At 65.7% G+C, this 12,456-nt stretch carries 12 protein-coding genes; 5 read left to right on the top strand and 7 right to left on the bottom strand.

The genetic code is table 11. The features are described 5' to 3' along the window. Positions 1-15: 15 nt before the first annotated feature. Positions 16-2,103, top strand: a complete 2,088-nt coding sequence (locus E5843_RS03170) for a glycoside hydrolase family 99-like domain-containing protein (RefSeq protein ID WP_141066125.1) — start codon at positions 16-18, stop codon at positions 2,101-2,103. Here E5843_RS03170 and E5843_RS03165 read toward each other — a convergent pair. The 7 genes from E5843_RS03165 to rfbB form a co-directional block, all read right to left on the bottom strand. Then, positions 2,100-3,437, bottom strand: coding sequence for a UDP-glucose dehydrogenase family protein (locus E5843_RS03165; RefSeq protein WP_141066124.1), 1,338 nt, complete (start codon positions 3,435-3,437; stop codon positions 2,100-2,102). The two genes, E5843_RS03170 and E5843_RS03165, sit on opposite strands and share 4 nt — an antisense overlap. Before the next feature lie 52 nt (positions 3,438-3,489). Beyond that, positions 3,490-4,116: a CoA transferase subunit B gene (locus E5843_RS03160; protein ID WP_136411805.1), complete on the bottom strand. Its 627-nt coding sequence runs from the start codon at positions 4,114-4,116 to the stop codon at positions 3,490-3,492. Continuing rightward, entirely contained in the window at positions 4,116-4,859 is a 744-nt protein-coding gene (locus tag E5843_RS03155) for a CoA transferase subunit A (protein ID WP_136411804.1), read from the bottom strand. The genes E5843_RS03160 and E5843_RS03155 overlap by 1 nt, the downstream gene beginning before the upstream one ends. A gap of 70 nt (positions 4,860-4,929) precedes the next feature. Continuing rightward, positions 4,930-5,835, bottom strand: coding sequence for a dTDP-4-dehydrorhamnose reductase (gene rfbD / locus E5843_RS03150; RefSeq protein WP_136411803.1), 906 nt, complete (start codon positions 5,833-5,835; stop codon positions 4,930-4,932). Then, on the bottom strand, positions 5,832-6,389 hold the full coding sequence (gene rfbC / locus E5843_RS03145; protein ID WP_134674904.1) for a dTDP-4-dehydrorhamnose 3,5-epimerase: 558 nt from the start codon (positions 6,387-6,389) through the stop codon (positions 5,832-5,834). The genes rfbD and rfbC overlap by 4 nt, the downstream gene beginning before the upstream one ends. Further along, the gene (gene rfbA, locus E5843_RS03140) at positions 6,386-7,273 is read right to left on the bottom strand and encodes a glucose-1-phosphate thymidylyltransferase RfbA (RefSeq protein WP_136411802.1); all 888 of its coding nucleotides are present in this window, start codon (positions 7,271-7,273) and stop codon (positions 6,386-6,388) included. The genes rfbC and rfbA overlap by 4 nt, the downstream gene beginning before the upstream one ends. Next, positions 7,270-8,325 (bottom strand): dTDP-glucose 4,6-dehydratase, encoded by a 1,056-nt coding sequence (gene rfbB, locus E5843_RS03135; protein WP_136411801.1) that lies wholly within the window; start codon positions 8,323-8,325, stop codon positions 7,270-7,272. Before rfbB ends, rfbA begins: the two co-directional genes overlap by 4 nt. A gap of 190 nt (positions 8,326-8,515) precedes the next feature. Between rfbB and E5843_RS03130 the strand changes: the two genes are divergently transcribed. From E5843_RS03130 to E5843_RS03115, 4 genes are all read left to right on the top strand, one after another. Next, positions 8,516-9,262, top strand: a complete 747-nt coding sequence (locus E5843_RS03130; protein WP_136411800.1) for an electron transfer flavoprotein subunit beta/FixA family protein — start codon at positions 8,516-8,518, stop codon at positions 9,260-9,262. 107 nt (positions 9,263-9,369) lie between these two features. Next, positions 9,370-10,311, top strand: coding sequence for an electron transfer flavoprotein subunit alpha/FixB family protein (locus E5843_RS03125; RefSeq protein WP_136411799.1), 942 nt, complete (start codon positions 9,370-9,372; stop codon positions 10,309-10,311). 20 nt (positions 10,312-10,331) lie between these two features. Further along, positions 10,332-11,330 (top strand): glycosyltransferase family 2 protein, encoded by a 999-nt coding sequence (locus E5843_RS03120; protein WP_244240824.1) that lies wholly within the window; start codon positions 10,332-10,334, stop codon positions 11,328-11,330. Continuing rightward, the gene (locus E5843_RS03115) at positions 11,327-12,448 is read left to right on the top strand and encodes a polysaccharide biosynthesis C-terminal domain-containing protein (protein ID WP_208542769.1); all 1,122 of its coding nucleotides are present in this window, start codon (positions 11,327-11,329) and stop codon (positions 12,446-12,448) included. Before E5843_RS03120 ends, E5843_RS03115 begins: the two co-directional genes overlap by 4 nt. The last annotated feature ends 8 nt before the right edge of the window (positions 12,449-12,456 follow it).

Here is a 12,456-nt window from a genome sequence, read left to right as displayed (position 1 = left end):
AAGGGCGCCTCGACCATGCGCGTGCGCGCCCATCGAGGCGCGTTTGCGGTGTTGCGCTGGGTCTTCCGTGCGATGCCAATGCCGGAGGCGATGCGTGACCGGGTCCGGCAACGCGTACTGTCCTCCGCACCGGCACTGATACCCCCACCCGCATCGGGGCAATGGCGGGGCGACGATTCCCCGCAACGTCCGCGGATCCACGCGGGCAGCCGCGCGATCGGATACCGGGCACGTACGGACGCGCCGTTGCCTGATCCACTCCCTGCGCGCCTGGTGGCGTTCTACCTGCCGCAGTTCCATCCGATTGCCGAGAACGATGCCTGGTGGGGCGCGGGTTTCACCGAGTGGCGCAACGTCACCCGCGCCCTGCCGCAGTTCGAAGGCCATCTGCAGCCGCGCCTGCCTGGCGATCTCGCCTTCTACGACCTGCGCCTGCCCGACACGTTGCGCGCGCAGACGGAGCTGGCACGGGCGTACGGCATCTCCGCCTTCTGCAGCTACTTCTACTGGTTTGGTGGCAAGACGTTGCTGGAAACCCCGCTGCGCCAGTGGCTCGATGACCGCACGATCGATTTCCAGATCTGCCTGTGCTGGGCGAACGAGAACTGGTCACGCCGCTGGGACGGCCGCGAGCAGGACATCCTCGTCGGACAGTCCCACAGTCCGGAGGACGATCTCGCGTTCATTGCGCACGTTGCGGAGTACCTGCGCGATCCGCGCTACCTCCGTGTCGACGGCAAGCCCGTGCTGCTGGTCTATCGCACGGGTTTGCTGCCTGACCCTCGAGCAACTTCAGAACGCTGGCGCGGATGGTGTCGGGAACACGGAGTCGGCGAAATCCACCTCACTTGCGTGCACTCCTTCGAACGAGACGATCCACGATCGATCGGCTTCGATGCCGCGGTCGAGTTCCCACCCAATCTGTCCTCGCCGTCCTCACTGACAGCCGACCAGTGCCTGTTGAATCCGGACTACCAGGGCGAAGTGGTGGACTGGCGCGAGCTCGCGCGGGAGTGGGCTGGACGCGGCGTTCCGCCCTACCCACTGCACCCCGCAGTGAACTGCGGCTGGGACAACGAGCCCCGCCGGCCGGGTCGCGGGCGGACCTATCTGCACGCGTCGCCGCGAGGCTATCGCGAGTGGCTGCAGGCCACGATTCGCGATCGACTGCCACAGAGCGGCGACGCTGATCTCGTCTTCATCAACGCGTGGAACGAATGGGCCGAAGGTGCGGTGCTGGAGCCCGACCTGCGCCTGGGGCATGCGTGGCTCGAAGCGACCCGGGAGGCGCTGGTCGCGAGCGCAAACCCATCCGCGCTGACCCTGCGTCGCGCGCCGTCGGAGCAGACCGCGATCGTGGTGCATGCGTGGTATCCCGACGTCCTGCCGGAGATCCTGGAGATCCTGGGCGACGCGGTGCACGTGCACCGGCTTGTCATCACCGTCTCCCCAGAACGGCGCCCGGCAGTGGAAACGGTGTTGCGACACCGGGCGACGCGCGCGGAGATCGTCGAGGTCGAGAACCGCGGGCGTGACATCCTGCCGTTCCTGCAGGTCGCGGGCCGCCTTCTGGACGAAGGCGTCGAGGTCGTCCTGAAGCTGCACACCAAGCGCTCGACCCATCGGGACGACGGCGATGCATGGCGACGCCAACTGCTGGAACGCCTTGCCGCCCCTGACCGGCTCCGCCCTGTACTGAAAGCCTTTGACGAGGACCCCGTACTTGGCGCCGTGGGGCCGGAGGGACATATGCAACCGCTCCATTACTACTGGAGTGCCAACGAGAGCCGTTGCCTGTATCTCTGCCGACGGACCGGGATCTCGGCGCCGGCAACCGATGCCGACCAGTTCATCGCAGGCAGCATGGCGTGGTTCCGCCTGGCCAGCCTTCGCCCACTGTTCGATGCCCATCTGCACGTCGACGAGTTCGAGGACGAGACCGGCCAGCTGGATGGAACGCTTGCACACGCGATTGAACGCATCTTCGTGCTGGTCACGAAGGCTGCGGGCTTCCGGGTCGCCACTGCGGCCGAGTGCGTCGGCCTCCCACCGCATTCAGACGACGCGGCGTACCGGTTCGCCCGTCGCAGCCGGACCGGCTAGAACGACAGCGAACGCCCGCGGCCGATGCCGTAATACGCGATCCCGTGTTCTTCGAGCTCGACCGGGTCGTAGATGTTGCGCCCGTCGAAGACGACGCGATCACCGATCCGTTCGCGCATGAGCTCCAGGTCGGGGCTGCGGAACTCGCGCCATTCGGTGACCACGACCAGGGCATCGCAACCGTCCAGCGCCATGGCCGGCGTGTCGCACAGAACAAGGTCTTCGCGATCCCCGAGCGTACGGCGCAGTTCGTCCAATGCCTTCGGATCGTAGACCCGGACCGTGGCCCCTGCGTCCCACAACTGTTGCAGCAGGGTCAGGCTCGGCGCGCCGCGCACGTCGTCGGTGTTCGGCTTGAACGCTGCGCCCCACAGCGCAAAGGTCTTGCCTGTGGGTGGTCCGCCGTAATGGCGCTCGATCAGGGTGTAGAGGTGGCGCTTCTGACGGTCGTTGACCGCGTGCACCGCCTCCAAGAGGGCAGCCGGCGCACCCGAGTCGCGCGCGGCCCGTGCCAGCGCCTGCACGTCCTTGGGAAAGCAGACGCCACCGTAGCCCGCGCCTGCATAGATGAAATGCCAGCCGATGCGCGGATCCGGGCCGATGCCGAGCCGCACCTGCTCGATGTCGGCGCCCACCTGTTCCGCGATGCGCGACATCTCGTTCATGAAACTGATCTTAGTCGCCAGCAAGGCGTTCGCGGCGTACTTGGTCAGCTCCGCGGAGCGCACGTCCATCTCGACGAAACGGTCGTGGTTGCGCACGAACGGCGCGTAGAGCCTGCGCAGGCGATCGAAGGTCGTGCGCCGGCTGGCGCCCAGCACGATCCGGTCCGGGTGCATGCAGTCCTTGACGGCGGCGCCTTCCTTGAGGAACTCCGGGTTCGACGCGACGTCCACGTCCAGCTGCACATCACGTCGCGCGAGCACCGCGTTGATGGTGTCGTGCACGCGCTGCGCGGTGCCCACCGGCACGGTGGACTTGTTGACCACGATCGCGGCAGCGGAAAGATGCGCGCCGATCGTCTCCGCGACGGCGAGAACCTGCGACAGGTCCGCGCCGCCTTCTGCGTTCGGCGGCGTCCCGACCGCGATGAAGACGATCTCCGCGCCTTCGAGCGCGGTCACCGGATCGACGGTGAAATGCAGGCGTCCGGCGGCGGCATTGCTGCGCACCAGTGGCGCCAGGCCGGGTTCGTAGATCGGGATCTCGCCAGCCTGCAGCCGGGTAATCCGCCCGGCGTCCACGTCAACGCAGGTCACCTCATGCCCGATCTCGGCAAGGCACGCCCCGGTCACGAGGCCGACGTAGCCGGTCCCGAACATCGTCACTCTCATCCGTCGCGCACGCATCGGTGGGAGGCCTGACAGTAGCCGACGGATGTGTCAGTCAGGCGAACGGCACGCCGGTCTTCGTGCGCAGCTCGTCGATGCCCACGCCGTCCGCGGCCTCGACCAGCACCAGCCCGTCAGGGGTCACATCGAACACCGCAAGGTCGGTGATGATGCGGCTCACCACACCCACGCCGGTCAGCGGCAGCGTGCACTCGGGCAGGATCTTGTGGCTGCCATCCTTCGCCACGTGCTCCATCAGCACCACCACGCGCTTGACACCGGCCACCAGGTCCATCGCGCCGCCCATGCCCTTGACCATCTTGCCCGGCACCATCCAGTTGGCGAGGTCGCCGCCGGCAGTGACCTGCATCGCACCGAGGATGGCGAGGTCGATGTGGCCGCCGCGGATCATCGCGAATGAATCGTGGCTCCCGAAATAGCTCGCGCCCTGGCGGGCGGTGACGGTCTGCTTGCCCGCGTTGATGAGGTCGGCATCCACCTCGTCCTCGGTCGGGAATGGGCCGATGCCGAGCAGGCCGTTCTCCGACTGCAGCCAGACATCGACGCCATCGGGAATGTGGTTGGCGACCAGCGTGGGCAGGCCGATGCCGAGGTTGACGTAGGCGCCGTCGGTCAGTTCGCGCGCGGCGCGCTGCGCCATCTGGTCACGGGTCCAGGACATCAGTTCGACTCCTTGCTGCGGACGGTGCGCTGCTCGATGCGCTTCTCGGGCGTCGGGTTGTGGACGATGCGGTCGACATAAATGCCGGGCAGGTGCACCTGGTCCGGATCGATCGCGCCCACTTCCACAATCTCTTCCACCTCTGCAATGCAGACTCGGCCGGCCATTGCGCAGGCGGGATTGAAGTTGCGCGCGGTCCTGCGGAACACGAGGTTGCCGGCGGTGTCGGCCTTCCATGCCTTGACCAGCGCGACGTCCGCGGTCAGCGCGGTCTCCAGCACGTAGTGTTTTCCGTCGAACTCGCGGGTTTCCTTGCCCTCGGCGACGACCGTCCCGTAGCCGGTGGCGGTGAAGAACGCCGGGATACCTGCGCCGCCGGCACGCAGACGCTCGGCAAGCGTGCCCTGCGGGTTGAACTCGAGCTCGAGCTCGCCGGACAGGAACTGGCGCTCGAATTCCTTGTTCTCGCCGACATAAGACGAAATCATCTTGCGGATCTGGCGGGTTTCCAGCAGCAGGCCCAGGCCGAAGCCATCGACGCCGGCGTTGTTGGAGATCGCGGTCAGGCCCTTGACCCCTGAATCGCGCAACGCGGTGATCAGCGCCTCGGGGATGCCGCACAGGCCGAAACCACCGACGGCGAACGTCTGGTTGTCGGCGACGATGTCGGCCAGCGCGGCCTGCGCGTCGGGCCAGAGTTTGCCGGCGCGGGCCGGGCGCTCGGTGGAAATCGCTTCAATCATCGGGCGTACTCACGCGGGATCGAGGCGCCCATTCTAGCCGGGCGTCCGCGCGACGGCCTTGGACCTTCGGTCAATCCTGGCGCTGCGCAGCCAGCTGGTCGAGCACACGGGACAGCCCTTGCGTCCAATGCGGCAGCTCGACGTCGAAATCGCGCTGCAGGGTCGAGGTATCCAGACGCGAATACGCCGGCCGCTTCGCCGGCGTCGGATAGTCGGCCGTGGTGATGGCCTCGACGCGCGGCGCCCGCGGCAATAGGCCACGCTCAACCGCACCGGCGAAGATCGCCTCGGCGAACCCATGCCAGCTTGTCTCGCCCTCCGCGGTCAGATGCCAGGTGCCGCTGGCATCGGGATGCCTGAGCGCATGGGCGGTGATATCGGCGATCAGCGCCGCCGGTGTCGGCGTGCCAACCTGGTCGGCGACCACCCGCAACACGTCACGCTCCGCACCCACATGCAGCATCGTGCGCAGGAAGTTCTGCCCGTGGGCGGCGTACACCCATGCCGTGCGGAAGATCATATGGCGCCCACCGGCGGCGCGGATCGCCTCTTCTCCGGCGAGCTTGCTGGCGCCGTATACGCCGAGCGGCGCGGTGGCGTCGTCGGGAAGGTACGGCCGCGTGCCTCTGCCATCGAACACATAGTCCGTCGAGTAATGCACCAGTGGCACGTCGTGCGTGGCGCACCAGTCGGCGATGGCGCCCGGCGTCGCGGCATTGGCGGCATGGGCCGCATCAGGCTCAGTCTCGGCGCGATCGACTGCGGTGTAGGCGGCGGCGTTGACCACGGCGTGGGGGCGGTGGTTGTCCAATAGTGCGATAGTCGATTCGGGGTCGGCGAAATCGGCCTGGAGGCACGTCCTGCCGCTTGGAAGCTCACCATGGCGTGTCGTGGCCAGCACCGGGCCCGCGCCGGACAATGCGCGAAGCAGCTCCGTGCCGACCTGGCCATTCGCACCAAACACCATGACCGTCATGCGGAAAATACCGGCAGCTGGGTATCCGAGACGTCTCGGAGCCGGGGTGCCCTGGCATCTTTCGCGGACAACGACGGTGCGATGTCCGGCCATTCGATACCGATCTCCGGATCATCCCAGGCGATATTCGAATCGGTGGCGCTGTTGTAGAGATCGGTGCACAGATAGGTGAACACCGCGTGCTCCGAGGTCGCCATGAAGCCGTGTGCGAATCCTTCCGGAATCCAGAACTGCCGCTTGTTTTCCGCACTCAGCAGCACGGACGTCCACTGCCCGAACGTCGGTGAACCCTTCCGGATATCCACTGCGACGTCGAACACCTCGCCTGACATCACGCTCACCAGTTTTCCCTGGGGATGTGGCCACTGGTAATGCAGCCCGCGAAGCACGCCACGCACGGAGGATGAAGCGTTGCTCTGCACGAAGCTGGATGGCAGGCCATGCTGCCGGTAACGCTCGGCATTCCACGTTTCGTAGAAACACCCACGTTCGTCGCCAAATACCGCAGGCTCGATGATCAGGCAACCGGGAAGCGGGGTCTCGATGATCTTCAACGTACGACTCCACGATTGATAAGCGACAGCAGGTATTGGCCGTAGCCGTTCTTGGCCAGAGGCTTCGCAAGCGCCTCGAGCTGGGCGTCATCAATCCACTCGTTCGCCAGCGCGATCTCTTCCGGGCAGCACACCTGCAACCCCTGCCGGTCCTGCATCGTCTGGATGAAGTTGGAAGCCTCGTGCAATGACTGGTGGGTACCGGTGTCGAGCCAGGCATACCCACGCCCCAGCTGTTCTAGATACAGGGCGCCTTCGTCAAGATAGCGACGGTTGAGATCGGTGATCTCCAGCTCGCCACGCGGCGACGGCGTCAGCTCGGAGGCGTACTCGGCTGCCCTGCCATCGTAGAAGTACAGGCCGGTCACCGCGTAATGCGATCGCGGCTGCTCGGGCTTTTCGGCGATGTCGACCACCCTGCCCGCCTCATCGAATTCGGCAACGCCATAACGCTCCGGATCGTTCACCCAGTAGCCGAACACGGTCGCGCCATCGGTGCGCGCGTCCGCACGCTTGAGGGTGTCAGTGAGCCCATGCCCGTGGAAAATGTTGTCGCCCAGCACCAGGCAGCTTGGCTTGCCGCCGACGAAGTCACGGCCAATCAGGTACGCCTGCGCCAGGCCATCGGGACTCGGCTGTACGGCGTACTGGATCTCCATGCCCCACTGCGAACCATCGCCCAGCAACTGCTGGAATAGCACCTGTTCGTGCGGGGTGTTGATGATCAGTACCTCGCGGATGCCCGCCAGCATCAACACGCTGAGCGGGTAGTAGATCATCGGCTTGTCGTACACCGGCAGCAGCTGCTTGCTGACGCCCTTGGTGATCGGATACAGACGCGTACCGGAACCACCGGCGAGGATGATGCCCTTGCGTGCAGTCATGCCTCGGCTCCCATGCGCTCCAGCCGGTAGCTGCCGTCGAGGATGTGCTGCACCCAGTCCTGGTTGGCGAGGTACCAGTCGACCGTGGTGGCGATGCCGTCCTCGAACGTGTGGCGCGGGCGCCAACCAAGCTCGCCCTGCAACTTGGACGCGTCGATCGCATAGCGGCGATCATGGCCCGGGCGGTCGGCGACGAAGGTGATCTGGCGGCTGCGCGGTTGGCCATCTTGCCGCGGGCGACGCTCGTCGAGCAGCCGGCAGATGGTCTCGACGACTTCCAGATTGCGCTTCTCCGCGTCGCCACCGACGTTGTAGGTCTCACCCACGCGCCCCTTCTCCAGCACGGTGCGGATCGCCTCGCAGTGATCGGTCACGAACAGCCAGTCGCGCACCTGCTGGCCATCCCCGTATACCGGCAGCGGCTCGCCGGCCAGGGCCTTGGCGATCACCAGCGGAATGAGCTTCTCGGGGAAATGGTACGGACCATAGTTGTTGGAGCAGTTGGTGGTCAGCACCGGGAGGCCGTAGGTGTGGTGGAACGCGCGCACCAGGTGGTCGGACGCGGCCTTCGACGCCGAGTACGGCGAGTTGGGCGCGTACGGGGTGGTCTCGGTGAACTTGCCGGTTTCCCCGAGCGTGCCGTAGACCTCGTCGGTCGAGACGTGCAGGAAGCGGAAGGCATCACGACGCGCGTCGGGCAATGCCTTCCAGTAATCACGGGCTGCTTCGAGCAGTGCGAGGGTGCCGACCACGTTGGTCTGGACGAAGGCGCCCGGCCCGTCGATCGACCGGTCGACATGGCTCTCGGCGGCGAAGTTCAGTACCGCATCAGGCTGGTGCTCGACCAACAGGCGGTCGACGAGCTCGCGATCACCGATGTCACCATGCACGAACACGTGGTTCGGATCGTTCTCGATCGACGCCAGGGTCTGCAGGTTGCCGGCATAGGTCAGCGCGTCAAGGTTGATCACGCGATGTCCAAGGCGAACCGCCTCGAGGACGAAGTTGCCGCCGATAAAGCCGGCGCCGCCGGTCACGAGCCATGTGGCCACGAACACTCTCCTGGTGGGGGGCTGGAGTCCGCCGTCTCGGCGGGGTCGCACAGGATACCGGCCCCGGTCGGCTGTTTCACCGCCGTGGCCACCCTGGACGGTCGCCGGAGCCCGGCGACCCCGGTAGAATCCCGAGGCTGCAACGCCCGGTCGGCCGGGCTTCCCCCCGTCCCAAGGAACCAGACCTCCGATGAAGATCCTCGTCGCCTACAAGCGCGTGGTGGACTACAACGTCCGCATCCAGGTGAAACCCGACGGCTCCGGCGTCGTCACCGACGGCGTGAAGCTGTCCCCGAATCCGTTCGACGAGATCGCGCTTGAAGAAGCGCTGCGCCTGCGCGACGCCGGCAAGGCGACCGAGGTCATCGTCGCGACGATCGCCCCCGCCGACGCCCAGCCGCATCTGCGCAACGGCCTGGCCATGGGCGCCAACCGCGCCATCCACGTGGTCTGCGACCAGCCCATCCAGCCGCTGACCGCCGCTCGCACCCTGCTCAAGCTGGTCGAAAAGGAACAGCCGGACCTGGTGATCCTCGGCAAGCAGGCCATCGACGATGACGCCAACCAGACCGGTCAGATGCTGGCCACGCTGTGGGGCCGCCCGCAGGCGACGTTCGCGAGCAAGCTGGTGGTCGACGGCGGCAAGGCGACTGTGACCCGCGAGGTCGACGCCGGCCTGGAAACCATCGAGGTCGACCTGCCGGCGGTGGTGACCACCGACCTGCGCCTGAACGAGCCGCGCTTCATCAAGCTGCCCGACATCATGAAGGCCAAGAGCAAGCCGCTGGAGACGCTGCAGTTCGCCGATCTCGGCGTGGAAGCCGGCGATTTCCTCCTGACCACGCAGCACGTGGCGCCCGCGAAGCGCAGCAAGGGCGTGATGGTCAAGGATGCAGCCGAACTCGTCGCCGCCCTTCGCGAGAAAGGCCTGCTGTAAACGTTCGTCATCCCCGCGAAGGCGGGGATCCAGCGACTTTCGTCGCCCCCGCAGTCAAGGACTGGGTTCCCGCGGCCGCGGGAACGGCGGATCCAGGAGCACATCGCATGTCCAACGTTCTGATCGTCGCCGAGCATCTCAACGGCAAACTCAATGGCGCCACCGCCAAGTGCGTGTCGGCCGCCCTTGCCCTGCAAGCCGAGGCCATCGACATCATCGTCCTCGCCGATGACGCGTCGACCGTGGCTGCGGAAGCCGCGCAGATGGCGGGCGTGCGCAAGGTATTGGCGGTCAGCAACCCGGCCAACGCCACCGCGATCGCGCAGGTGCAGGGCCCGCAGATCGCGAAGCTCGCCGGCGGCTACAGCCATGTGTTCGGCCCCTCGACCACCTTCGGCAAGGACCTGATGCCGGTCGTGGCCGCGCTGCTCGGCACCGCCCAGGTGTCCGATGTGATGGCGGTGGAAGGCAGCCACACCTTCACGCGCCCGATCTACGCCGGCAACGCGATCGTGACGGTGGAGGCGCCGAAGGAGCGCCCCGTCGTCGCCACCGTGCGCAGTGCCTCGTGGAAGGAAGCCACCGGCGGTGGAAGTGCCACGGTGGAAGCGACAGCCGTGGACGCGGACCTCCCGACCCATACCCGTTTTGTGGAACTTGCCGCCGGGCGCAGCGACCGCCCCGACCTGCAGAGCGCCAAGCGGGTGGTGGCTGGCGGCCGTGGCGTCGGCTCGGAAGAGAATTTCAAGATCGTGTTCGACCTCGCCGACAAGCTCGGCGCCGCTGTCGGCGCCTCGCGCGCAGCAGTGGATGCCGGCTACGTCCCCAATGAACTCCAGGTCGGCCAGACCGGCAAGATCATCGCGCCGGAGCTCTACGTTGCCATCGGCATCAGCGGCGCGATCCAGCACCTGACCGGCATCAAGGACGCCGGTACGATCGTCGCGATCAACAAGGATGCGGACGCGGCGATCTTCGAGATCGCAGATATCGGGCTGGTGGGTGACCTGTTCCAGGTGCTGCCGGAGCTGGAGGCGGCGCTGGGGTGATGCACTCCGCGCCGAATCGCATGCACGCCGATCCCCGTGTTGCCGTGGTGATCCCGAGCTACCGCGTCACACGGCACGTTCTCGACGTGATCGCGCGTATCGGCAAAGAGTGCCAGTTGATCTTCGTGGTCGATGACGCCTGTCCCGATGGTTCCGGTCAGTACGTTCTTAACCATTGCAAGGATCCGCGAGTGCGCGTCGTGCGTAACCCGAAGAACCTCGGCGTTGGCGGCGCCGTGATGACCGGGTATCGCGCAGCCCTGGCGGAGGGCGCTGAGATCCTGGTGAAAATCGACGGTGACGGCCAGATGCCGCCGGAGTTGCTCGGGCGATTCATTCGTCCGATCCTCGACGGCCAAGCGGACTACACCAAGGGCAACCGCTTCTACGATCTGTCGATGGTCCGTTCGATGCCGAAGATCCGCCTGCTCGGCAATGCCGGCTTGTCCTTCATGTCGAAAGCGTCAAGCGGCTACTGGGATATTTTCGACCCGACAAACGGATACACCGCCATCCACGCCCGGGTCGCGGCCCACCTGCCGTATGGGCGGATCAGCGAACGCTACTTTTTCGAGTCCGACCTGCTGTTCCGCCTCAACACCCTGCGTGCGGTGGTGATCGATATTCCCATGGTCGCCCGCTACCGCGACGAGGTCAGCAACCTGCGGATCTCGCGGATCCTTGGCGATTTCCTCTTCGGGCATCTGCGCAACTTCGGCAAGCGGCTGTTCTACAACTACTTCCTGCGCGACATGTCGGCAGCGTCGATGCAGCTCCTGTTCGGTCTTTTGCTTGTCGCAGGGGGGGTTGGGTACGGCGCCTTCAAGTGGTTGATCCAGGACGGCGCCCCAGCCACCGCAGGCACCGTCATGCTGGCTGCCCTTCCGATCATCCTGGGTTTGCAGATGCTGCTGGCGTTTCTCATGTGGGACATGCAGTCGGTACCCCGGCTACCCATTGGGAGCCGGCTCCCACCGGATCCGGACTCGCTCGACGTCGATGCAGGAGATCGCGCATGACCACCCCCATCAACGTACTCGTGACCGGCGCCGGTGGATTCATTGCGAAGAACCTGACGGTCCGCCTAGGCGAAGCGCAGGGTGAGTTCGTCACGCACGGAGTGACCCGGAATACGACTGGAGAAGAACTGGAAGGCATGGTTCGCAGATGCGACATCGTCGTCCATCTGGCGGGAATAAACCGCCCGGACAACGAGCGCGAATTCGCCACCGGCAACGTCGACTTCACCACGCACCTCCTCGACCTGCTGGAGACACACGGGGCACGTCCCGTGCTGTTCTCATCCTCCATCCAGGCGGCGCAGGACAACCCCTACGGCCGCAGCAAGCTTGAGGCCGAGGTGCTGCTGGCGGAGTACTCGCAGAGGACCGGCGCCACCACCGCCGCTTACCGGCTGCCCAATGTCTTCGGAAAGTGGTGCAGGCCGGACTACAACTCGGCCGTGGCAACGTTTTGCGACCGGGTCGCCCGCCACCAGCCGATCACCATCCGCGACGCCTCTGCACCCCTGCACTTGTTGTATATCGACGACCTCGTCGATCACCTCATACAGGACGTGCGTACTGTCCTTGCCGGTGGTTCACCGCGACTGGACGTCGCACCCGTGTATCCCACGACTGTCGGCGCGCTTGCAGCCGAGATAGAGGGATTCGCGGATATCCACTCAAGCAAGGACATCCCACGCACTGGTTCCGGTCTGACGCGTGCACTGTACGCGACCTACCTCACCCACCTGGATCCCAGCGACTTCGCCTTCCCCCTGACCCTACATGTGGACCCGCGTGGTGCATTCTCGGAGATGTTGAGGACAGCGGATTCAGGCCAGTTCTCTTTCTTTACCGCGAAACCCGGGGTGACCCGGGGCGGGCACTACCACCACACGAAGAACGAGAAGTTCCTCGTTGTTCGCGGCTCCGCGCTGTTCCGGTTCAAGCAGATCGCAACGGGCGAAACCTACGAGCTTGCGACCAGCGACCAGCAGCCGCTGGTGGTTAAGACCATACCTGGATGGGCGCACGACATCACCAATGTCGGCAATGAGGAAATGATCGTCATGCTCTGGGCCAATGAGGCATTCGATCGCGACCGTCCGGACACTTTTGCCCACCCTCTCTGAAAGACCTT

It is taken from the genome of Luteimonas yindakuii, assembly GCF_004803715.2.
Lineage (GTDB): Bacteria > Pseudomonadota > Gammaproteobacteria > Xanthomonadales > Xanthomonadaceae > Luteimonas > Luteimonas yindakuii.
This window is presented reverse-complemented; position numbering and strand designations above follow the sequence as displayed.